Raw genomic sequence first — 22,683 nt, 5'->3', positions numbered from 1 at the left:
GGCCCCTCGGGGCCGCAGCCCTCAGCCCGCCGCCCCGTAGAAGAGCTCCTCCACCACCGCGCGGGCCCTTCGGGTCGTCCGCCGGTAATCGTCCAGCATCTCCCCGACGTGGCCCTCCTCGTAGCCGAGGTAGCGGCCGACCGCCGCCAGCTCCCGGGAGTCGGACGGGAACGTGTCGCCGGGGCGGCCACGTACCAGCATCGTGGCGTTGCGGACCCGGGACGCCAGCACCCACGCCTCGTCGAGGATCTGGGCGTCCTCCGTGGCCAGCAGCCCGGCGTCGCGGGCCGCGGCCAGCGCCGTGCGGGTCCGGGTCGTGCGCAGTCCCGGCTCGTGCCAGGCGTGCTGCATCTGGAGCAGCTGTACGGTCCACTCCACGTCGCTGAGGCCGCCGCGGCCCAGCTTGGTGTGCGTGGTCGGGTCGGCGCCGCGCGGCATCCGCTCGGTCTCCATCCGGGCCTTGAGCCGGCGGATCTCCCGTACGGCGTCCTCGCCCAGGCCCTCCACCGGGTAGCGCAGCGGGTCGATCAGCTCGATGAACCGCTCCCCCAGGCCGGCGTCGCCCGCGACCGGCTCGGCGCGCAGCAGGGCCTGTGCCTCCCACACCAGGGACCAGCGGCGGTAGTAGGCCGCGTAGGAGGAGAGCGTGCGCACCAGCGGACCGGTCTTGCCCTCCGGGCGCAGGTCGGCGTCGATGGGCAGCGGCGGGTCGGAGGACGGCAGCTGGAGCAGGCGGCGCATCTCGTTGGCGACGGCGTGCGCGGCCTTGGCGGCCTCCTGCTCGTCGGCGCCCTCGCGCGGCTCGTGCACGAACAGCACGTCCGCATCGGATCCGTAGCCCAGCTCGCGGCCGCCGAAGCGGCCCATGCCGATGACGGTGAAGCGGGTGGGCAGGGTGTCGCCCCACTGGTCGCGGACGGCGGCGCGCAGGGCGCCCGCGATGGTGGCGGCGGTCAGGTCGGAGACGGCGGTACCGACCACGTCGGCGGCGTGTCCGCGGTCCGCCTCGGCCGGGTGGCCTTCGGTGCCGTACGCGCCGATCAGGTCGGCGGCGGCCGTACGGAACAGTTCCCGCCGCCGTACGCCGCGGGCCGCCGCGACGGCCTGCTCGGCGTCCGCCGCGCGGCCGACCGCGGCCAGCACCTCCTGTTCCAGCGCGGCCCGGGAGCGCGGCTGCAAGCCGTCCTTCGCGCCGAGCAGCGCGACCGCTTCGGGGGCGCGCAGCAGCAGGTCGGGGGCGAAGCGGCCGGCCGACAGGACGCGGGCCAGGTTCTCGGCGGCGGCGCCCTCGTCGCGCAGCAGCCGCAGGTACCAGGGGGTCTTGCCGAGCGCGTCGGAGACCTTGCGGAAGTTGAGCAGTCCGGCGTCGGGGTCGGCGGAGTCGGCGAACCAGGCGAGCAGGACCGGCAGCAGGGTGCGCTGGATGGCGGCCTTGCGGGTGACGCCGGAGGCCAGCGCTTCGAGGTGGCGCAGGGCTGCGATCGGGTCGGCGTAGCCGAGTGCTTCGAGGCGCTGGCCGGCGGCCTTGGCGGAGAGCCGCGTACTGCCGGGCTCCAGGTGCGCCACGGCGTCCAGCAGCGGCCGGTAGAACAGCTTCTCGTGCAGCCGCCGCACCTCGCGGGCGTGCCACTTCCACTCCTTGCGCAGCGTCTCCACCGGCTCGGTGCGCAGGCCCATGGAGCGGGCCAGGCGCCGCAGGTCGGGCTCGTCCTCGGGCATCAGGTGGGTACGGCGGAGCTTGTGGAGCTGGATGCGGTGTTCCAGGGTGCGCAGGAAGCAGTACGCGGCGTCCAGCGCCTTGGCGTCCTCCCGGCCGACGTAACCGCCGGACGCGAGCGCCGAAAGGGCTTCCAGGGTGGTGGCGCTGTGCAGTGTCGCGTCGCTGCGGCCGTGCACCAACTGGAGCAGCTGGACGGCGAATTCGACGTCGCGCAGCCCGCCGGGGCCCAGTTTCAGTTCGCGGTCGACCTGGGCGGCGGGGATGTTCTCCACGACGCGGCGGCGCATCTGCCGTACGTCGCTCACGAAGTTCTCGCGCTCGGAGACCTGCCAGACCAGCGGGGTGACCGCGGCCACGTACTCCTTGCCCAGCTCCGCGTCGCCCGCCATCGGCCGGGCCTTCAGCAGGGCCTGGAACTCCCAGGTCTTGGCCCAGCGTTCGTAGTAGGCCAGGTGGCTGTTGAGGGTGCGTACGAGCGGGCCGTTGCGGCCCTCGGGGCGCAGGTTGGCGTCCACCGGCCAGATGGTGCCCTCGGCGGTGACCTCGGAGCACACCCGCATCATCCGGCCCGCCAGCCGCGTCGCGGCCTGGAGCGCCTTGGCCTCCTCGGTGCCGTCGCGCGCCTCCGCGACGAAGATGACGTCCACGTCCGAGACGTAGTTCAATTCCCGGCCGCCGCACTTGCCCATGGCGATGACCGCGAGGCGGCAGGCGGCGTTGTCGGTGGGCTGCTCCTCGGCGGCGATCTCCAGCGCGGCGCGTACCGTCGCGGTCGCCAGGTCGGCCAGTTCGGCGGCGGTCTCGGCCAGGTCGGTGGTCCCGCACACGTCGCGGGCCGCGATGCCGAGCAGACAGCGGCGGTACGCGGCGCGCAGCGCGTCCGGGCGCGGCCGGTCCCGGCCCCTCTCGCCCCAGATGCCCTCGGCGAGCGCCGCCTCGAACTCGGGCGTGGTCGGGTGCAGGTCGGCCGCCTCGTAGGTGACCAGCGAGTGCCAGTCGCGCGGATGCCGTACGAGGTGGTCGCCGAGCGCCTCGGACGCGCCGAGCACGCCCAGCAGCCGGTCGCGCAGCGGCTTCGCGGTGATCAGCGTGGACAGCAGCTTGTGCCGCTCGTCCTCGTCCTGCGCCTCCGCCAGCCGGACCAGCGCGGTCAGCGCCAGGTCCGGGTCGGCGGTGGCGCCGAGCGCCTCCAGGAGCACCGAGTCGTCCCGTACGGCGGCCAGTTCGGGCGCCTCAAGAAGTCGCCCGGCCGCCGACGGGTCGGTGAAGCCGTACCGCAGCAGCCGGGAGAAGGCGCTGCTGCGCCGCCCCTGGTGCTGCGGAGCGGGGTGGGCGGTCACAGGACCGGCAGCATCTTGCGCAGTTCGAACGCGGTGACCTCGGAGCGGTATTCCTCCCATTCCTGCTTCTTGTTGCGCAGGAAGAAGTCGAAGACGTGCTCGCCGAGGGTCTCCGCGACCAGTTCGCTGCGCTCCATCAGCTCGATGGCCTCGCCGAGGTTCTGCGGCAGCGGTTCGATGCCCATGGCGCGGCGCTCGGAGTCGGACAGGGCCCACACGTCGTCGTCGGCGCCGGCCGGGAGCTCGTAGCCCTCCTCGATGCCCTTGAGGCCGGCGGCCAGCAGCACCGCGTACGTGAGGTAGGGGTTGGCGCCGGAGTCGATGGAGCGGACCTCGACGCGGGTGGAGCCCATCTTGCCCGGCTTGTACATGGGCACGCGGATGAGCGCGGAGCGGTTGTTGTGGCCCCAGCAGATGTACGAGGGGGCCTCGCCGCCGGCGCCCGCGGTGCGGTTGGCGCCGCCCCAGATGCGCTTGTAGGAGTTGACCCACTGGTTGGTGACGGCGGAGATCTCGCCGGCGTGCCGCAGCAGGCCGGCGATGAAGGAGCGGCCGACCTTGGAGAGCTGGTACTCGGCGCCGGACTCGTGGAAGGCGTTGCGGTCGCCCTCGAAGAGGGAGAGGTGGGTGTGCATGCCCGAACCCGGGTACTCCGAGAACGGCTTGGGCATGAACGTCGCCTGCACGCCCTGCTCCAGTGCGACCTGCTTCATCACCAGCCGGAACGTCATGATGTTGTCGGCCGTGGACAGCGCGTCCGCGTAGCGCAGGTCGATCTCCTGCTGGCCCGGGGCGCCCTCGTGGTGGCTGAACTCCACCGAGATGCCCATCGATTCGAGCATGGTGATCGCCTGGCGGCGGAAGTCCATGCCGACGTTCTGCGGGGTGTGGTCGAAGTAGCCGGAGGAGTCCGCGGGGCTGGGCCGGGTGCCGTCCACCGGCTTGTCCTTGAGCAGGAAGAACTCGATCTCGGGGTGGGTGTAGAAGGTGAAGCCGAGGTCGGAGGTCTTGGCCAGGATGCGCTTGAGGACGTAGCGCGGGTCGGCGTAGGACGGGGAACCGTCCGGCATCAGGATGTCGCAGAACATCCGGGCGGTGCCGGGAGCCTCGGCGCGCCAGGGCAGGATCTGGAAGGTGCCCGGATCCGGCTTGGCGATCATGTCGGACTCGTACACCCGCGCGAAGCCCTCGATGGCGGAGCCGTCGAAGCCGATGCCCTCGTCGAAGGCCTGCTCCAGCTCGGCGGGCGCGACGGCGACGGACTTCAAGAACCCCAGCACATCGGTGAACCACAGTCGTACGAAGCGGATGTCGCGCTCCTCCAGCGTACGGAGCACAAACTCCTGCTGCTTGTCCATGGCTCACCAATCCTTGCAGGTCAATCGGCCTGTCCGCACCCCATCGGGCAACGAGGTGTGGCACACCAGTATCACGTGAGGGGGTTACCGTCACATTACGCACCCTCGGCCGGGAACAGAACCGCCCGGCCGCAAGGCGGCACCGGCACGTTTGCCCGGGAGCGGCGGGCGGTACTCCGGGAGAGGACGGCCAGGATCGTCCTGCTTTGTCCCCGCGAGAGACCCGGGACGCGGCGGTGACGGACCCGGACCCGTCCGATCCCGTACGACGACCGAGGAGCCCCCGTGAGCCGCCACTACGACGTCACGGCCGTGACGTTCCACTTCGACCCCGTGTGCCCCTGGACCTGGCGCACCGCGCAGTGGCTGGCGGACGCCACCGGACGGCGCGGCGTCCCGCTCGCGTACCGCGCCTTCGACCTGACCGACGGCGCCCCGCTCGACGAGCTGCCCGCCGCCCGCCGCCCGGCCGCCGCCGGGAGCCGCTGCCTGCTGCGGCTGGCCGAGGCCGCGCACGCCGACGGCCGGGACACCCTGACCGGCGCCGTCTACGCCGCGTACGGCGCCGCGGTGCACGACGGCGGCGCCGAACCGTCGCCCGAGCTGGCCGAGCGGTGCCTGGCGGAGGCGGGCGGCGCGACGTACGCCCACGTGCTGCACGACACCGCGCTGGACCGCCAGGTGGCGCACGCCCGCCGGCAGGCGCAGGAGTTCTCCGGCGAGGACGCCGGCTCGCCCGTCACGGTCCTCACCACGGCCCGCGGCGAACGCGGCTTCTTCGGCCCGGTGGTGGCGCCCCCGCCCACCGGAGCGGCCGCCGACCGCCTGTGGGACGCGGTCGTGGGCGCGGCGTCCGTACCGGGCTTCTTCGAACTGCGGGCGCGGCGGACCGCGAAGCCGTGAACCGCCCGGACGCGAAGCCTGTTCCGTGCCCGGGCCATGACCGGACGCTCAGCGCCCGTACTGCTGCGGGCCCTCCAGATCCGGGTCGGCGGTGAGCGTCAGGACGGCCGTGGCCACCGCGTCCGGCGCGTCGGCCATCACCAGGTGCCCGGCCGGGGCGGCGACGGCGAAGGCGCCGCCGAGCTGGGTGGCCAGCGCCCGCTGCCGCTCCAGCCAGCGCAGTTCGCGCGGCGTCTCGCTGCTGTCGTACGCCGCCAGGACCGTCACCGGCACGCCGCGCAGCGGGTGGTCCGGGCGCAGCGCGGCGACCTCGGCGGCCTGGTAGGCGTACGTCGCGTTCTCCAGGGCGCAGGCGCGCAGCACCCGGCTGGTGCGGTAGGCACCGGCCTCGTTCGGGTCGCGCGGGTGGTCGCGGACGGTCGAGGCGCGGACCGTCAGGCGGCGCGCGGTGGGGCCGAGCGCGCGCGGCATCCCGGCGGCCGAGAGCACGGAGGCCAGGCCGCCCGCCCAGGCCGTACGGACGGTACGCGGCAGCAGCGGACGCGGATCCTCCTCCACGCTGCCGTCGGCGAGCACGAGGCCCGCGGCGCGGTCCGGGTACAGCCGGGCGAACGCCTCCGCGTGGAAGGCGGCCAGGCTGTGGCCGACGACGGTGCACGGTCCGGGCAGGCCGAGCGCATCCAGGACGTGCGCGATCCGGGCGGCCTCGCCCGCCGCGGTGGGCGGCTCCTGGGCGGGCGCGCTCAGCCCCAGGCCGGGCCGGTCGAAGCGGACCACCGTACGGTGCGGGGCGAGCCGGGCCGCGACCGCGCCCCAGTCGAACCAGCTCATGCCCAGCCCGCCGGTGAGCACGCACACCGGGCCGCTGCCCTCGCGCAGCACGTGCAGCACCACGCCGTCTATGCGCAGCATGCGGCCGGGGGCGGGCCCGGGACCGGGGCCCGGTCCGTGCGCGGCTCCTCCGGGGCCGTCCCTCGTGCTCCTGCGCCGTCCGCGTCCGCCGTCCCCGCTCATGCCGTGTCCCCTTCCCTCCCCGTAGTGGTGCCCGCTCGCCCGACACACCACGCGAGCAGCCCCACGTACAGGGCGACGAGCAGCACCTGGAGGCGCTGGCCGACGCCGAGCGCCCAGGTGCCGTGACCTTCGGTGAAGGCCGCGATGGAGGTGAGCGTCCAGGCGGTGGCGGCCAGTTCGGCCGCGGTCAGCCAGGGCGCGAGGCGGCCGAGCGGCGGCCACCAGCCGTACCGGCGGGCGGCCACGGTCAGCAGGACCAGCGCGGCCAGCGCGCCCACCATGGCCAGTGAGCTGCTGATCGCGTGCGCGGTGTGGGTGGCGGGCACCAGGCCCGCGGTCTCGCGGGCCGCGCACTCCGGGTCGCTGGTCGGCGCGCAGCTCAGCGGCAGCCGGGAGTCGACGGCGGTGGCGGCGCCGAAGAGGGCGAGCGCCGCCCAGCCGGCCGTGACCCAGGGGCGGCGCGGCAGGGTGCGGAGCGCGGCGAGCGCGCCGGCCAGCACCAGCAGTCCGGCGAACAGGTCCGTGGCCCGGAACAGGCCGCCGAGCGGCTGATCGGCGGCGGCCAGTTCGCTGACGTACGTCCGGACCGGGTCGAGGCCGGTGGACAGGACCACCTCCAGCACCCAGGCGGTGTACGCGACCGCGCCGAGCATGAGGAGTACGGGGGCGGCGCGGCGGCTCTTGCTCGTCTGCACGGACATCAAGGTCAAGGATAAGCAAAGTCGAGGGGGCCGGGTGGCCCTGGGGCGGCATACCCCGCAGGGGTAGGCTGCCGGGCAGAGGTTCCGGGAGGCCGAGCAGAGATGCCGTACGCGACGCGTGGACGTGAGCGGGGGAAGGCAGCCGCATGGTGCGGCCGCCTGCTGCTGTTCGCCGCGCTCATCGTCGGCATCGTCGGGATGCACACCCTGGGGCATCCGGTGGGCGGTCACGGGTCGGGGGCGATGCCCGCGGCGCACCAAGGGAAAGCCGTCCACCAGGCGCGGCACGCCCAGCCCTCCTCCCCGCACGCCCAGCCATTCCCCTCCCACACCCAGCCCTCCGCCTCCATCGCCGACGACCACCACGCCATGCACCCCGGCGCGGTCTGCCTGGCCGTGCTCTCCCTGTGCGTACTCGTCCTCGTCCGCACGGGACGGCTGCTGGGCCGGCAGGCCGCCGACCTCCTGGCCGCCGTACGGGCCCGGCTGCTGCGCGGCCTGCGGCCCCAGCCGCCACCGGTCCCCCGCCACAAACACCTCGCCCGGCTCTCGGTCCTGCGCGTGTAGACGCGCGGCCGGCCGCCGACGCCTGCGCGCGTCCGCGGACCGGCTTCCGCGCACACCGCAACCGACTCCCTCATGAGGTGTTTTTCCGCATGCGTACACACACTCGCCGCGCCGTGCTCGGCGCGGGCATCGCCGCCGCCGGCGGCGGCCTGCTCGCCGCCTGCTCGACGGGCTCCGGCACGGACAGCACGAAGGGCGCGGGCCACTCGGGCCACGCCGGCGGCCCGGCCGAGGCGCCGGGCGGTTACGTCTCCCCCGACGGCCCGGAAGTGGCCGCCGCCGAGCACAAGCGCGGCTCCGGCCCCGTACGGAAGGTGGCGCTCACCGCCACCGCCGCCCGGCTCGACCTGGGCGGCCGTACGGTCGGCAGCTGGGCCTACGGGGACGGCCTGCCGGGCAAGGAGGTACGGGTCACCGCAGGCGACACCCTGGAGCTGACGCTCGCCAACCACCTGCCCGAGGCCACGTCCCTGCACTGGCACGGCCTGGCCCTGCGCAACGACATGGACGGCGTACCGGACCTGACCCAGCGCCCCGTCAAGGCGGGCGGCTCGTTCACGTACCGCTTCGCCGTCAGCCACCCCGGCACGTACTGGTTCCACCCGCACTCGGGCGTGCAGCAGGACCGCGGCCTGTACGCGCCCCTGATCGTCGAGGACCCGAAGGAGCCCCTGGCCTACGACAAGGAGTGGGTCGTCGTCCTGGACGACTGGGTCGACGGGGTGGACGGCAGCACGCCGGACGCGGTGCTGGCCGAACTGTCCAAGGGGATGGGCGGGATGGACCACGGCTCCGGGGCCGGGTCCGGGGGGATGGACCACGGTTCCGGGTCCGGGGGAATGGACCATGGGGGCATGGACCACGGCGGCTCCGGCGGCATGGGCCACGGAGCGCACTCCATGGGCGGCGCCAAGGCACCGTCCCCCGCCGGCCCCTCCCGCATGCTGATGGGCGCCACCAGCAAACTGCTCGGCGGCGACGCGGGCGACGTGGACCACCCGTACCACCTCGTCAACGGCCGTACGCCGCAGGACCCGCAGACTTTCCGCGCGCGGCCCGGCGACCGGGTCCGCATCCGCTTCGTCAACGCGGGTGGCGACACCGCGTACCGCGTCGCGCTCGGCGGCCACACCATGACGGTGACGCACACCGACGGCTACCCCGTCACCCACGCCCCGACGGACGCCCTGCTGCTCGGCATGGGCGAGCGTTACGACGTGGTGGTCACCGTCAAGGACGGCGTCTTCCCGCTGACCGCGCTCGCCGAGGGCAAGAAGCGCACCGCGCTGGCCGTGCTGCGCACCGGCGGCGGGGCGGCGCCCGACGCGTCCGTACGACCGGCGGAGCTGGACGGGCGGCTGCTGACGGCCGACCGGCTCAAGGCCGACGGTTCCGTACGCCTGGCGTCCCGCAAGCCGGACCGGACCGTCCGGTTCGACCTCACCGGCTCGATGGCGCGGTACGACTGGGCCGTCAACGGCAAGAAGTACACGCCGGACCAGCGCTATCCGGTGCGGGCCGGGGAACGCGTACGGCTGTCGTTCCGCAACAGCACCACGATGTGGCACCCGATGCACTTGCACGGCCACACGTTCGCGCTGCCGGACGGCGGTCCGCGCAAGGACACCGCGATCGTGCTGCCGGGCCGTCGGCTGGACGTCGACCTCGACGCCGACAACCCCGGCCTGTGGATGCTGCACTGCCACAACGTCTACCACGCGGAGTCGGGGATGATGACGGTCCTCGGGTACCAGAAGTAGGCGTGCCGGAAGCAGGCATGCGCGAGCGGGGCCGGCCCCTCACCGGCCCCGCTCGCGCGCGCTGCTAGCCCTTCAGGAAGGAGTAGTCCTTGACCTTCCCGTTGTCGTTGACGTGGACGGTGGCCGTCGACATGGCCGGGTCCATCGTGTAGGTGACCTTGCCCTGGTCACCGAGGTCGCTGGTGATCGGGCCCTGGTGGTCGCCGGAGAGCACGCCGACGGCCTGGCCGTCCGGGTCCAGGACCGTGACGGTGCCCGCCTTGCCGTCCCACGCGAGGGTGTAGTGGTGGGCGATCTGCACCTTTTTCACGCTGTGCGACGCGGCGGTGGCCGCCACGGGAGCGGGGGCCGCGGAGTGCGCCGGGGCGGCGAACGCGGCGGCGGCCGGTACGGCGACGACGGCACCGGCCGCCGCGGTGACGACCGCGGCGCGCAGGCCCGGCCGCTTGCCCGTCCGGGCGGCGGAGGCGGCGGGCGCGGACTCGTCGGCCTTGCGGCTGGCTGCGAAGAACATGCTGCTCCTTGCTGTAGGTGCGACGTCCGAGGTCGGGGCCCGGACCTGGTGTGCGGGCCCGTGGAGACCCACGCCAGGAACGCTAGGAAGCCGCTGTTGCCGCTTTCCGGCCATCGGGTAACAGTCACCGCGCGGCCGTGGCACAGGGCCGTTGCACACAGCGCGCGCACAGCCGGCACACAGCTCGCGCTCATCCGGTGCTTACGCGCACCCGGCCGGTCCGAGAGGGCCGTCGCCCCGGTGCTCACGCAGCAGCGTCCCGGCGTGGTGGCAGCGGCGGCCTCCGCGCTCGCCTCGTACGCGGGCTTCCGCGATCTCCTGCCGGCGGCGGTCGGGGAAGGCCGGGACGGCGAAGCCGCCGTGCGGCAGCCGGCCGGCCAGGCCCCGCAGCAACGGGGACGGCCCCCGGCCACGCGCGTGGCCGGGGGCCGTCCCCGTCGGATCGCGGCAGGCGCCGCCCGGTCAGCTCACCCGGTCCGGCAGTTCCGCCGGCACCTCGTCGGCGTTCTCGCTGCTCGCGACGATGCGCGAGGAGGCGGAGCCGCCGCGGTCGAGCAGGCCTGCGGTCACCGCGATGCCCAGGCCGACGACGGCCAGGACCGCGCCGACCAGCGCCGGGGAGGTCCAGCCCCAGCCCGCCGCGATGGCCACGCCGCCGATCCAGGCGCCGCCCGCGTTGGCCAGGTTGAACGCCGAGTGGTTGGAGGCGGAGGCCAGGGTGGGCGCGTGCCGGGCCTTCTTCATCACCAGCATCTGGAGCGGCGTGGTGGTCATGAAGCCGACGGCCCCCAGGATGACGACGCAGACCAGGGCGGCCCACTTGACGTGCACCGCGTAGCTGAAGACGACCAGGGTGACGGCCAGGGCGCCGAGCGCCCCGTACAGCGTGGGCCGCAGCGCGCGGTCGGTCAGCGGGCCCGCGGCCAGCGCGCCCAGCGTCATGCCGGCGCCGAAGAGCGCCAGGACGAGCGGGACGGACGCCTCGGCGAAGCCGGAGACCTCGGTCATCATCGAGGCGAGGTAGCTGTAGACCGCGAACACGCCGGCGAAGCCGAAGACGGCGGTGACCAGGCCGAGGACGACCTGCCGGTTGCCCATGGCGCGCAGTTCGTGGGCCACGCCGCCGTGCTCCTCGCGCGGCATGTGCGGCACGAGGCGGGCCAGCGAGGCCATCGCGACCAGGCCGATGGCGGCCACGACCAGGAAGGTCGCGCGCCAGCCGAGGTGCTGGCCGAGCAGCGTCGCGGCGGGTACGCCGACGATGTTGGCGACGGTCAGGCCGAGGAACATGGTGGCCACCGCGCGGGCCTGCCGGCCCTCCTTGACGAGCCGGGCGGCGACCACCGCGCCGACGCCGAAGAACGCGCCGTGCGGCAGTCCCGCGAGCAGCCGGCCCCCGATCAGCAGGCCGAAGTTGGGGGCCAGGGCCGAGGCCAGGTTGCCGACGGTGAACACGGCCATCAGCAGCAGGAGCATCCGCTTGCGCGGGATGCGTGAGCCGAGCGCGGTCAGCAGCGGCGCGCCGATGACGACGCCGAGGGCGTAGGCGGAGACGAGATAGCCGGCCGTGGGCACGGACGTACCCAGGTCGCCCGCGACATTGGGCAGCAGGCCCATCATCACGAACTCGGTGGTGCCGATGCCGAAGGCGGAGACGGCCAGCGCGAGCAGCGCCAGGGGCATGAGAGACCTTTCGAAAACGGTGCGTACGGCCCCAGGCACGTCGGAGCGGTTTCTCCGGGGTGTGGGGGGTCCGTACGACGTACGCGGCAGGATGTCCGTAAGTTCTTCTACGGAACAAAGTCTCTCAGGGCATTCATTCCGCCGGAAGAACGCAAGGTGGCGGAGGAGGGGCGACGGCGCCGGCGCGGCCCCTGGCACAGGGGGAACGGCCGCCTCCTGCCGGGGGCGGCGGCCGTTCCGGCTTTGTCAGATCTTGACCGAAGCCGCCAGCGGCAGGTGATCACTGCCGGTCCGGGGCAGCGACCAGGAGGACACCGGGTCGATCCCCTTCATCATGATCTGGTCGATCCGCGCCATCGGGAACCCGGCCGGCCAGCTGAAGCCGAAGCCGTCGCCCGCCGCGCCCTGGGCCGAGCGCAGCTGCGAGGTGACCGGGGCGAGCGAACGGTCGTTCATCGTGCCGTTGAGGTCGCCCAGCAGGATGACCTGCTTGACGCTCTCCCGGGAGATCGCCTCACCGAGGGCCGCCGCGCTCTCGTCGCGCTGGTTGGCGGTGAAGCCCGCGTTGAGCTTGACCCGTACCGACGGCAGGTGCGCGACGTAGAAGGCGACCTGCCGGCCGTCGGGCGCCTTGACGGTGGCGCGCAGCGCGCGGGTCCAGCCCATCTTGATGTTGACGGGCGCGGCGTCGGAGATCGGGTGCTTGCTCCACAGGCCGACCGTGCCCTGCACCGTGCGGTACGGGTACGCCTTGGCCAGCCCTTCCTTGTACGTGGGCAGCGCGTCGCCGGTCAGCTCCTCCAGGGCTACCACGTCCGCGCCGGACTTCACGATGTCCTTCGCGGTGCCCGCCGGGTCGGGGTTGTCGGCGTCGACGTTATGGGTGGCGACGGTCAGGTTGCCGCCGGTGCCCTTCTTGTCGGTGACCTGCCCGCCGAAGAGGCTGACCCAGACGACGGCGGGCAGCAGCAGCGCGACGATCGCGGTGGTGGAACGCCGCAGTACGGCGGCGATCAGCAGCACCGGGATGCCGAGCATGCCCAGCCACGGCAGGAACGTCTCCAGCAGGCTGCCGAGGTTGCCCACGGTGTTCGGGACGTGGGCGTGCAGGATCATCAGCAGCCCCAGCAGGACCGCCAGTACGGCGAGCACGATGCCCCGCCGCCACATCCCCTCCGGGCGCCACCAGTCACGCAGGCGCCGCGCTCGGGAGGCGGTCCGCTCAGGGTCGTGGCCCTGCCCCGACTCCGTCATGTATGCCTGCGCCATGCCGCCGTCCTCACTGCCTTGCTCCGTACGCCCCGCCTGTGGTCTCCGACCCTAGGCGATGGCCCGTAATGCGCTTTCTTAGAAGTGATGACGGCGCGCTGGCGGCCCCGGGTTCCTGCTCCGGGGGTCACGGCGGCTGCTGTGACAGAACGGGCATAGTCCCGTCATGGAGCGGTCAGGTGATGTGCCTTTTGCTGCTGCTTGTCGCTCGATGGGGGGCCGTCGGCGGCCGGTTGACGGCGGGCCGTACGCCGTCCAGCACCGTGTCGACGATCTCCTCGGCCAGCCCCTCCGGCAGGTCCGCCCACTCGTGCAGCAGGGCCCGGGACAGCACCGGTCCGACGAAGAGGTCGGCGAGCAGGTCGATGTCCCGGTCCGTGCGCACCTCGCCGCGCTCCATGCCGCGGCGCAGTACGGACAGCAGCACCTCGCGCCGGGCCTGCACCACCGTCTCGTGGTACTCCCGCCAGAGCGCGGGCTGCGCCTTGACGTGCGTGACGACGGTGCGCAGCAGCGCCGAGTTGCGCTTGGCCAGGCCGCGGATGCGCAGGAACTCGATGATGCCCACGAGGTCGTCGCGTACGGAGATCCCGGCCGGCGGCGGGATGTCGGTGTCCAGCGAGCGCATCACGTCCAGCATCAGGGCGCTCTTGCCCGGCCAGCGCCGGTAGACGGTGGCCTTGCCGACGCCCGCCTCACGGGCGATGCGCTCCATCGACAGCTCGCCGATGGAGAGACCGTCCTCGATCATGCGCAGGACGGCCTCGATGATCGCGGTGTCGGCGGCGGGGCTGCGGGGGCGCCCGCGGCGGGGGTCCGTACCGGCCGCCGGGTCCGTACCGGCCGCCGGCCGAGTCCCCGCCGCGTCCGTTCCCGCCGTACCGGTCATGTCCGTGCTCCCGCCTTTGCCCGCTCCGCCCGGTCCGTACCGTGCGTGCCGTTCCCCATCCTGCCCGGCAGGAAGGCCGCGACCACCACGGCGCCGAGCACCGCGACGGCGGCCGAGCCGAGCGCGGTGACGTGCATGGCGTGGATGAACGCCGTGTTCGCCTCGTCGGCCAGCGCCTTCCCGGCCGGGCCCAGACGCCGGGCCAGGCCGAGGGTGGCCTCGATGGACTCGCCCGCCGCGTGCCGGGCGCCGTCCGGCAGGCCGGGGACGGACCGCAGTGCCCCCTCGATGCCGTCGCGGTAGACGGTGGACAGCAGCGAGCCCAGTACGGCGACGCCGAGCGTCCCGCCGACCTGCCGGAACGTGTTGTTGAGCGCCGATCCGGAGCCCGCCTTCTCGCGCGGCAGCGCCTGCATGATCGAGACGGTGACCGGCGGCATGATGTGCGCCATGCCGGTGCCCTGGACGAAGAAGAGCACTTCCAGCACCCAGACCGGGGTGGTGGTGTCCAGCAGCAGGAAGCCGGACATGGTGGCGGCGACCAGCAGCATCCCGACCGTGCAGACGGCGCGCGAGCCGAAGCGGTCGACGACGTGCCGGGCCCGCGGCGCGAAGATCATCTGGGCGGCGGCCAGCGGCAGGATCAGCAGGCCCGCCTGGAGGGGCGTGAAGCCGCGCACGCTCTGGATGTAGAAGACGACGAAGAACGTGACGCCCATCAGCGCGAAGAAGACCAGGGCGATGGCCCCGACGGCGGCGGAGAACGCCGGCTTGCGGAAGAGGTTGACGTCGATCGACGGGTGATCGATGCGCTTCTCGTACAGCACGAATCCGATCAGGACGAGTACGCCGCCCAGGACCGTGCCGAGCACCTGCGGATCGGTGAAGTCGGCGAGCCGGCCGCCCGTGATGATCCCGTACACCAGCAGCACCAGGCCGACGACCGAGAGCAGCACACCGACCGGGTCCAGCTTCCCGGGGCGGGGGTCCTTGGAGTCGGGCACCAGGAGGAGCATCGCGACCAGGGCGACGAGCACGATCGGAACGTTCACGAGAAAGACCGAACCCCACCAGAAGTGGTCCAGCAGCAGACCGCCCGCGATCGGGCCGATCGCGATGGCCAGGCCCACGCCGCCCGCCCAGATGCCGATCGCCTTGGGCTGCTCGTCCCGCTCGAAGACGTTCATCAGGACGGCGAGGGTGGCGGGCATGACGAAGGCGCCGCCCAGGCCCATCACCGCCCGGAAGGCGATGAGCTGGCCGGGCGACCCGGCGACGGCGGCCAGCACGGAGCCGGCGCCGAACACCAGCAGTCCGAATATCAGCACCTTCTTGCGCCCCAGCCGGTCGCCGAGCAGCCCGGAGGTGAACAGCAGCCCCGCGAACACCAGCGTGTAGGAGTTGATCGCCCACTCCAGCTGGCTCTGGGTGGCGCCGAGGCCGGTGGGGGCCGGGGTGGCGATCGTCTTCATCGCCACGTTGAGTATCGAGTTGTCCAGCACCACGATCAGCAGGCTGAGCATGAGGACGGACAGGATCGCCCAGCGGCGGCGGTGGATGTGCTCGGGAACGTGCCGGGGGGCGACGGCGGAGCCGGAGAGTTCGGAGCTGGTCATGCCACCACCGTACGCCGATATCGATACGGGACCGTTCCGTATCGTTCCGTGAGCGGCCAGGGCACCCGCCCCTTCCGCTCCGCGGGGCGCGCGTGCCAGCATGGAAGGGAGTCCGGAGACGCCGTCAGGGCGCTTCGAGATGACGAACAGGAGCCGTCACCATGACGCAGCTTTCGCCTGCCCAGAACCCGGCAGCGGACGGGACGACCGCGCCCGGCGGGCCCGCCGCCGGCAAGCCCGCATCCGACAGCAGCCCCGGCAAGGCGCTGTACGGAGGAAAGAGCTCGCGGCGGGTGACCGTACGCGACATCGCCGCCGCCAAGGAGCGCGGCGAGAAGTGGCCGATGCTCACCGCCTACGACGCGATGACCGCCTCCGTCTTCGACGAGGCCGGCATCCCGGTGCTGCTGGTCGGCGACTCGATGGGCAACTGCCACCTCGGGTACGAGTCCACCGTGCCGGTCACGATGGACGAGATCACCATCCTGTCCGCGGCCGTCGTGCGCGGCACCCAGCGCGCCCTGATCGTCGGCGACCTGCCCTTCGGCGCCTTCCAGGAGAGCCCGGTCCAGGCGCTGCGCAACGCCACCCGCCTGGTCAAGGAGGCCGGGGTGCAGGCGGTCAAGCTGGAGGGCGGCGAGCGCTCGGCCCACCAGGTCGAGCTGCTGGTCTCCTCCGGCATCCCGGTCATGGCGCACGTCGGCCTGACGCCGCAGTCGGTCAACGCGTACGGGGGCTACCCGGTGCAGGGCCGCGGCGAGGAGGCCGCGCAGCAGCTGCTGCGCGACGCCAAGGCCGTGCAGGACGCGGGGGCCTTCGCCGTCGTCCTGGAAGCCGTACCGGCCGAGCTGGCCGCCGAGGTCACGCGCTCGCTGCACATCCCCACGGTGGGCATCGGCGCCGGCCTCGGCTGTGACGCGCAGGTCCTGGTCTGGACGGACATGGCGGGCCTGACCAGCGGCCACGTGCCCCGCTTCGTGAAGAAGTACGCGAACCTGCGGGAGGTGCTGGGAACGGCGGCCAAGGACTTCGCCGAGGAGGTCGTCGGCGGCGCGTTCCCGGCCGCGGAGCACAGCTTCCGCTGACGCGCGCCACCGGTGGCGGTGCCTCCCCGGCGCCGCCACCGGGTCCGCCGGCCCGCCCCCACCCGCGCTGTCGGTCGGCTGTCGGTGGTTTGTCAGTGGTGGCTGCCATCGTGGGGGCATGACGCGAAAGACGACATCCAACGGCGTGCGGAACGCCGTCGAAGTGCGGGGGCTGGTCAAGCACTTCGGCGAGGTGAAGGCCGTGGACGGGGTGGATCTCGACGTACGGGAAGGCACCGTCCTCGGTGTCCTCGGACCGAACGGCGCGGGCAAGACGACGCTGGTGCGCTGCCTGTCCACGCTGCTGGTGCCGGACGCCGGCACGGCGACCGTGGCCGGCTTCGACGTGGTGCGCCAGCCGCGCGCGCTGCGCCGCACGATCGGCCTCACCGGCCAGTACGCCTCGGTCGACGAGAAGCTCTCCGGCCGGGAGAACCTGTACATGATCGGGCGGCTGCTCGACCTCTCCCGCAAGGACGCCCGCGCCCGGGCCGACGAGCTGCTGGAGCGGTTCTCCCTCACCGAGGCCGCCGGCCGGGCCGCCGCCAAGTACTCCGGCGGTATGCGCCGCCGCCTGGACCTGGCCGCCTCGATGATCGGCCGGCCGGCCGTGCTGTATCTGGACGAGCCGACGACCGGCCTCGACCCCCGCACCCGCAACGAGGTCTGGGACGAGGTCCGCAGCATGGTGCGGGAGGGCGCGACGGTCCTGCTCACCACCCAGTACATGGAAGAGGCCGAGCAGCTGGCCCATGAGCTGACGGTCATCGACCGCGGCCGGGTCATCGCCGAGGGCGAGGTCGACGCGCTGAAGACCAAGGTCGGCGGCCGTACGCTCCAGATACGCCCGGCGCACGCCGCCGAGCTGGACCGGATGGTCGGCGCCATCGCGCAGGCCGGTCTGGACGGCATCGCGGGTGCCACCGCCGACCATGAGGACGGCGTGGTCAACGTGCCGATCGTCAGCGACGAGCAGCTGTCCGCCGTGGTCGGCATGCTCGGCGCCCGGGGCTTCACGATCTCCGGTATCAACACTCATCTGCCCAGCCTGGACGAGGTGTTCCTGGCCATCACCGGCCAGAAGACCTCGGAGGCCGGCAGCGGCGGCGCCGAGAGCGGGCCGCAGGGTCCGCAGGGCGCACAGGACAAGCAGTACGAGGAGGTTCCGGCATGAGTGCCGCGACGGTGACGACGCCGGTCAGGCCGCAGCGGCCGGGGGCCGACGAGGGCCGGATCGGCCTGCGGGCCCATCTGCGTCACACGGGCGCCCTGGTGCGCCGCAACGCGATGCAGATAAAGAACGACCCGGAGTCGATGTTCGACGCCCTGTTGATGCCGATCGTCTTCACGCTGCTGTTCGTGTACGTCTTCGGCGGCGCGATGGGCGGCAGCCTGGGCGGCAACCGCTCCGCGTACGTGAACTACATCATCCCCGGCCTGCTGGCCATGGGCGGTCTCAACATCGCCATGTCGGTCGGCTCCGGCGTCAACGACGACTTCAACAAGGGGGTGATGGACCGCTTCCGCACGATGCCGATAGCCCGCTCCTCGGTGCTGACGGCGAAGATGCTCGTCGAGGCCGGGCGGATGCTGGTCTCCACCGTCGTCCTGCTGTCCCTGGCGTTCCTGATCGGCTTCGACCTGAAGACCGGCCCGCTGGAGCTGCTGGCCGCCGTCGCCCTGGCGCTGGTCTTCGGCTCCTCGCTGACCTGGATCTTCATGCTGCTCGGGCTGACGATGAAGACTCCGCAGGCGGTGCAGGGCGTCGGCTTCCTGGTGCTGATGCCGCTGCAGTTCGGCTCCTCCATCTTCGCCCCGCCCACCACCATGCCGGGCTGGATGGAGGCGTTCACCAAGGTCAACCCGCTGTCGAACCTGGCGGACGCGGCCCGGGCCCTGCTGAACGGCCAGAGCGCGGTCGCCCAGCCGGTACTGATCACCCTGGCCTGGACCGTCGGCATCACCCTGGTGTTCGCGCCGCTGGCGGTGAACAAGTTCCGCAAGAAGACCTGACGCGTCACCTTCGCCCGGCTCGCGTCAGATGAGGGCGGTGGCCTCCTCCAAGGAGAGGCCGCCGCCTTCGGCGTACGCCCGGTCGTAGGCCGCGCCGTCGAGCACCGCGCGCGCCTCCGCCTCGGCCGCCGCGCGGGACTTCCGGATGATCTGCTGCGGCCGGTGCGCACCGGAGCGGAGCACGTCGTACGCGCCGATCAGCCGCACCGCGTCCGGGGCGGCCGCCGCGCCCCCCACGCCCAGCAGTGCGCGCGCCGCGGTCAGGAGCTGGAGCACCGGCAGGTCGGGGGCGACGATCCGCGTCAGCTCGTTCTGGAACAGCGTCATGGCCGACCGGATGCGGGGCAGCATGCCGGAGTCGTACGTGCCCTCCTCGATGTCCAGGGAGACCAGTGCCATGGACAGCACGCCCTTGAACATCTCCGGCCCGCGCTGGCCGAACGACTTGCGCACCTCCGCCAGATGAGCGCGCGCTTCCTGGTGGCGTTCGGCGTACGTGAGGTGCATCGCGAGCGTCAGGTGGGCGAACGACACCGCGTCGCGGCCGTTGTTCTGCTTCTTCGCCAGCTCCAGCACCTTGTGCAGCAGCCGCTCGCCGTCCGCTGCCTCGCCGGCCTCGAACAGGACGCTGCCCAGCCGCGTCTGCAGGAGCAGGGACTGGCTGCGCGCGCCGAGTTCCTCGGCATAGCGGATGGCCGCCCGGTAGTCCTCCGCGGCGAGCTCGTACTCGCCACGCGCCTCGCGGGACTCGCCGCGCCCGGCGATGGCTTCCGCCGCGCCCCACGCGTCCCCGAGCCGTACGAAGATCTCCAGGGACTCGTCGGCGTCCCGGCGGGCCTGGGCCAGACCGTCCGGCCGGTCGTTGAAGATCTTGGAGCGCAGCTGGAGGACGTAGGCCAGCTCCCACTCGTAGCCGTACTCCCGGCAGGCGCGTACCGCCTCCTCCGTCATCTGCGCCAGCTCGTCGAACCGGCCCGTCAGCAGCACCGCGTAGTACCACAGGACTCCGGGCAGCTTGCAGGTCTGCGGCAGGCCGCTGCGGTAGGCGGCCAGGACACCGGCCAGCTCGTCCCGCCGTTCCTGGGTACGCAGCACCTCGATGTCGCTCTCGACGCTGGCCAGCCCGATCAGCCGGACCCCGCGGCGCGCCTCCGTGAGCTGCTCGGGGGCCATCGGCGGCGGCGTGTCGATGGGCTGGGCGTGCAGGACGGGCGCCGGTTCGACGGGGTGCGCGAAGGGGTCGGGGCCCAGCGCCGCCACGGCGGCCGACCAGGCGCGGGCGTCGGCTCGGTGGTCGCGCAGCGTCCAGAACCAGTGGAGCGAGAGCACCAGGCACAGGGCTTCGTGCTCGTCACGGGCGGCGACCGCCCGGCGCAGCGCGGTCCGCAGGTTGTCGTGTTCCATCTCCAGGCGGTCCAGCCAGGCGCCCTGGGCGGGGCCGCGCAGCAACGGATCCGCGTTGCGGACGAGTTCGCGGTAGGCCACCAGGTGGCGCCGTTCGACCGCGTGCCGCTCCGCCGCCTCGTCCAGCCGCTCCCCCGCGTACTCCGAGACGGTCTCCAGCAGCCGGTAACGCATCCGCCCGTCGCCGCCCGGGGCCGCGACCACCAGCGACTTGTCGATCAGCGAACCGAGCAGGACGGCCACGTCGCGGGGCGCGACCCGCGTCCGGGGGTCCGCCGCCCCGTCCACGCTGTCCGCCCTGTCCGCGCCGTCCCCGCAGACCTCCTCGGCCATGGTCAGGTCGCAGCCGCCGGAGAAGACCGACAGCCGGCGCAGCACGGCCCGTTCGGCGTCGTCGAGCAGGTCCCAGGACCAGTCCACCACCGCGCGCAGCGTCTGCTGTCTGGGCAGTACGGTGCGGCTCCCGCTGGTCAGCAGCCGGAACCGGTCGTCCAGCCGGTCGGCCAGCTGGCGCGGGGTGAGCAACCGCAGGCGGGCGGCGGCCAGTTCGATGGCGAGCGGCAGACCGTCGAGCCGCCGGCAGATCTCGGCGCAGGCGACCGGATCGTCCTCGACGCGGAACCCCGGCCGGGCGGCGGCCCCGCGGTCGGCCAGCAGGCGCAGCGCGACCGGGTCGGGCAGCGGTTCCACCGGCCGCAGCGCCTCGCCCGGCACGGCCAGCGGCTCCCGGCTGGTGGCCAGCACCGTCACACCGGGACACTCGGCCAGCAGCCGGTCCGCCAGCTCGGCCGCGGCGCCGATCACATGCTCGCAGTTGTCGAGGACCAGGAGCATCCGCCGGTCCTCGCAGTACCCGGCGAGCTGAGCCATCGGATCGGACGCGGCCCGTTCGGTGGCGGCGCGCAGTTCCTCGGCGGTGGCGCCGCGTACGACGGTCTCCCGCGCACCGAGGGCGGTGAGTACGGCCTCCGGCACGGTCTGCGGATCATCGACGGGCGCCAGCTCGGCGAACCACACGCCGTGCGGCCACGCGTCCGGCGCGGCGGCGGCCGCCGCCTCCGCACTCTCCTGCGAGAGCCGCGTCTTGCCGGCGCCGCCCGGGCCCAGCAGGGTCACCAGGCGGTGGGCGGACAGGTCGGCGCGGATGGCGGACAGGTCGTTCTCCCGGCCCACGAAGGAGGTCGACCGGGAGCGCAGGTTGCCCGGGCGGTCGGCGGGCGCGGGGCGGGCGCCGTTCGTGGCGGCGGGGTGTGGGGGTGCGGGAGCCGGTGCCGCAGCCGGTGCTGGTGCCGTAGCCGCTGCTGGTGCTGGTGCTGGTGCCGCAGCCATAGCCGCTGCCGTAGCTGTAGCTGTAGCTGTAGCCGTACGGTCCGCGGTCGTACCGCGCTGCGCGTGCGCCCCGTCCGGCGTCGCCCCGCGCTCCGCGGGGCCATCCTCCGCCCGCAGCAACTCCCCGTGCAGCCGCCGCAGTTCGGGCCCCGGTTCAGCGCCGAGACGGTCGGCGATCGCGGCCCGTACCGAGGCGTACGCGTCGAGCGCCTCCGCCGTGCGGCCCGCGGCCCGCAGCGCGCGCAGCCGCAGGGCCTGGAGCGGTTCGTCGAGCGGATGGTCCTCGCACAGGGCCGTCAGCGCGGGCAGCGCCTGGCCGGGCCGCCCGAGGGCGACCTCGGCGGCGAGCCGCGTTCGCCGGGCGTCCAGGTGACCGCGCTCGGCGCGCGCGGCCTCGCCCGTCGCCTCCGGCAGGTCGGCAAGCGCCGGGCCGCGCCAGAGCGCCAGCGCGTCGTCGAGCAGCGCGGCGGCCTTGACCGGGTCCGCGTCGGCCAGCGCCTGCGCCCCCTCGGAGGCCAGCTGCTCGAAACGGTGCAGGTCCACGTCGGACGGGTCGGCGCACAGCCGGTACCCGCCGGGTACGGAGGCGATCGCGTCCCGGCCGACGGACCGGCGCAGCCGCGCGATCAGGGCCTGCAGCGCGCCGTTCGCGTCGGCGGGCGGCTCCGGCCCCCAGACGTCGGCGATCAGCAGATCGGCGGTCAGTGAGCGGCCGGGTCGCAGCGCGAGCGCCGTGAGCAGTGCGCGCAGACGCGGACCACCGAGGGCGACGGCCGTACCGTCGCTCCGGTGGGCCTGGGCCGTCCCGAGGATTTCGTAGCGCACCGGCCCATTGTCCTGCACGGACGGCGTCGTCACGTGCCGCACTCCTCGCCCGCCACGTCCACCTCGACGATGACGCCGCACTCGACCCGCCGGTACGCGCCCGCGCTCCGGCCCGTACCGACCGTACGGCCGCTGCCGCCCGGCCCCTTACCGCCCGTACGGTCCCTCCGCTCCCTACCGCCCCTCTGGCCCACATCCTCCGCATCCTCCAGATCCACCACACGGTCGGAGAACCGCTTCGGACAGCGCTCGACCGGCCGCAGCCACCGCTCGCCCGGCACCGGCTCGGCATCGCGGTACCCCACGATCACCACCTGTATCGACCGGACACGCCCCGCCAGCCGCGGTGCCCCGGACCCGGTGTCCGGCGCGCCGCCGTGCAGCGTGGCCACCCGCAGCAGCCCCCGCTCGTCCAGGCAGTCGGCCCAGACCGCCGCGTCCGCCGCCGCGACGTCCTCGAAGACCAGCGGCCAGGCCACCTGGTCCCCCACCGAGAACGGCGTGCCGCAGCACTCCATCTCCCAGTCGCGGTGGAGCACCCGTACCGTCCGCCCCGAGCCCGTATCCGTCATGGGCCCAGACTGCCCGGAACCTCCCGCCCACCGCCCGTCGTTTTCCGTGCACGACCGCCCCGCCCGCCGATACGGTCATGGTGCCCGTCACCTCGCCCCCCCTCTCACCCCGCGCCCCTCT

The 22,683-nt window shown here is 73.4% G+C and carries 17 protein-coding genes and 1 pseudogene; 6 read left to right on the top strand and 12 right to left on the bottom strand.

The window, feature by feature from the left end; all coding sequences use genetic code 11:
• Positions 1-21: 21 nt before the first annotated feature.
• Together AB0L45_RS32540 and glnA are read right to left on the bottom strand one after the other, a co-directional pair.
• Complete coding sequence (locus AB0L45_RS32540) at positions 22-3,060, bottom strand: bifunctional [glutamine synthetase] adenylyltransferase/[glutamine synthetase]-adenylyl-L-tyrosine phosphorylase (protein ID WP_365846405.1); 3,039 nt, start codon at positions 3,058-3,060, stop codon at positions 22-24.
• Positions 3,057-4,418, bottom strand: coding sequence for a type I glutamate--ammonia ligase (gene glnA, locus AB0L45_RS32535; RefSeq protein ID WP_365846403.1), 1,362 nt, complete (start codon positions 4,416-4,418; stop codon positions 3,057-3,059). The genes AB0L45_RS32540 and glnA overlap by 4 nt, the downstream gene beginning before the upstream one ends.
• Positions 4,419-4,703: 285 nt before the next feature.
• Between glnA and AB0L45_RS32530 the strand changes: the two genes are divergently transcribed.
• Positions 4,704-5,321, top strand: a complete 618-nt coding sequence (locus AB0L45_RS32530) for a hypothetical protein (protein WP_365846401.1) — start codon at positions 4,704-4,706, stop codon at positions 5,319-5,321.
• A gap of 48 nt (positions 5,322-5,369) precedes the next feature.
• Here AB0L45_RS32530 and AB0L45_RS32525 read toward each other — a convergent pair whose 3' ends face one another.
• Entirely contained in the window at positions 5,370-6,233 is an 864-nt protein-coding gene (locus tag AB0L45_RS32525) for an alpha/beta hydrolase (RefSeq protein WP_365846399.1), read from the bottom strand.
• 98 nt (positions 6,234-6,331) lie between these two features.
• Positions 6,332-7,036 (bottom strand): DUF998 domain-containing protein, encoded by a 705-nt coding sequence (locus AB0L45_RS32520; protein ID WP_365846397.1) that lies wholly within the window; start codon positions 7,034-7,036, stop codon positions 6,332-6,334.
• Between the two features lie 102 nt (positions 7,037-7,138).
• Here AB0L45_RS32520 and AB0L45_RS32515 point away from each other — a divergent pair, with 102 nt between their 5' ends.
• Positions 7,139-7,603 carry a DUF6153 family protein gene (locus AB0L45_RS32515; RefSeq protein ID WP_365846394.1) on the top strand — a complete coding sequence of 155 codons (465 nt, stop codon included), beginning with the start codon at positions 7,139-7,141 and terminating at the stop codon, positions 7,601-7,603.
• 89 nt (positions 7,604-7,692) lie between these two features.
• Positions 7,693-9,363 (top strand): multicopper oxidase family protein, encoded by a 1,671-nt coding sequence (locus AB0L45_RS32510; RefSeq protein ID WP_365846392.1) that lies wholly within the window; start codon positions 7,693-7,695, stop codon positions 9,361-9,363.
• Between the two features lie 64 nt (positions 9,364-9,427).
• Here AB0L45_RS32510 and AB0L45_RS32505 read toward each other — a convergent pair whose 3' ends face one another.
• From AB0L45_RS32505 to AB0L45_RS32480, 6 genes and pseudogenes are all read right to left on the bottom strand, one after another.
• Positions 9,428-9,877: a hypothetical protein gene (locus AB0L45_RS32505; RefSeq protein WP_365846390.1), complete on the bottom strand. Its 450-nt coding sequence runs from the start codon at positions 9,875-9,877 to the stop codon at positions 9,428-9,430.
• A 300-nt stretch (positions 9,878-10,177) separates the two neighbouring features.
• Positions 10,178-10,261 (bottom strand): annotated as a pseudogene (locus AB0L45_RS32500) (GntR family transcriptional regulator); the annotation flags it as partial.
• 78 nt (positions 10,262-10,339) lie between these two features.
• Positions 10,340-11,560: an MFS transporter gene (locus AB0L45_RS32495; RefSeq protein ID WP_365846388.1), complete on the bottom strand. Its 1,221-nt coding sequence runs from the start codon at positions 11,558-11,560 to the stop codon at positions 10,340-10,342.
• Between the two features lie 246 nt (positions 11,561-11,806).
• Entirely contained in the window at positions 11,807-12,829 is a 1,023-nt protein-coding gene (locus tag AB0L45_RS32490) for an endonuclease/exonuclease/phosphatase family protein (RefSeq protein WP_365846386.1), read from the bottom strand.
• Positions 12,830-13,004: 175 nt separating this feature from the next.
• The gene (locus tag AB0L45_RS32485; protein ID WP_365846384.1) at positions 13,005-13,718 is read right to left on the bottom strand and encodes a TetR/AcrR family transcriptional regulator; all 714 of its coding nucleotides are present in this window, start codon (positions 13,716-13,718) and stop codon (positions 13,005-13,007) included.
• Positions 13,715-15,334, bottom strand: a complete 1,620-nt coding sequence (locus tag AB0L45_RS32480) for an MFS transporter (RefSeq protein ID WP_365846381.1) — start codon at positions 15,332-15,334, stop codon at positions 13,715-13,717. The genes AB0L45_RS32485 and AB0L45_RS32480 overlap by 4 nt, the downstream gene beginning before the upstream one ends.
• Before the next feature lie 161 nt (positions 15,335-15,495).
• Between AB0L45_RS32480 and panB the strand changes: the two genes are divergently transcribed.
• From panB to AB0L45_RS32465, 3 genes are all read left to right on the top strand, one after another.
• Entirely contained in the window at positions 15,496-16,419 is a 924-nt protein-coding gene (gene panB / locus AB0L45_RS32475; RefSeq protein WP_365846379.1) for a 3-methyl-2-oxobutanoate hydroxymethyltransferase, read from the top strand.
• Positions 16,420-16,537: 118 nt separating this feature from the next.
• A complete protein-coding gene (locus tag AB0L45_RS32470; RefSeq protein WP_365846377.1) occupies positions 16,538-17,593 on the top strand; it encodes an ATP-binding cassette domain-containing protein in 1,056 nt (351 codons plus the stop codon).
• A complete protein-coding gene (locus AB0L45_RS32465) occupies positions 17,590-18,432 on the top strand; it encodes an ABC transporter permease (RefSeq protein ID WP_365846375.1) in 843 nt (280 codons plus the stop codon). The genes AB0L45_RS32470 and AB0L45_RS32465 overlap by 4 nt, the downstream gene beginning before the upstream one ends.
• A gap of 24 nt (positions 18,433-18,456) precedes the next feature.
• Here the strand turns inward: AB0L45_RS32465 and AB0L45_RS32460 are convergent, their stop codons facing one another.
• Together AB0L45_RS32460 and AB0L45_RS32455 are read right to left on the bottom strand one after the other, a co-directional pair.
• Entirely contained in the window at positions 18,457-22,023 is a 3,567-nt protein-coding gene (locus AB0L45_RS32460; protein ID WP_365846373.1) for a BTAD domain-containing putative transcriptional regulator, read from the bottom strand.
• Positions 22,020-22,562: a DUF6578 domain-containing protein gene (locus AB0L45_RS32455; protein ID WP_365846371.1), complete on the bottom strand. Its 543-nt coding sequence runs from the start codon at positions 22,560-22,562 to the stop codon at positions 22,020-22,022. The genes AB0L45_RS32460 and AB0L45_RS32455 overlap by 4 nt, the downstream gene beginning before the upstream one ends.
• Between the last annotated feature and the right edge of the window lie 121 nt (positions 22,563-22,683).

This window comes from Streptomyces sp. NPDC052496, assembly GCF_040679095.1.
Lineage (GTDB): Bacteria > Actinomycetota > Actinomycetes > Streptomycetales > Streptomycetaceae > Streptomyces.
The sequence above is the reverse complement of the archived record's forward strand: the minus strand, read 5'-3'. Positions and strand labels throughout refer to the sequence as shown.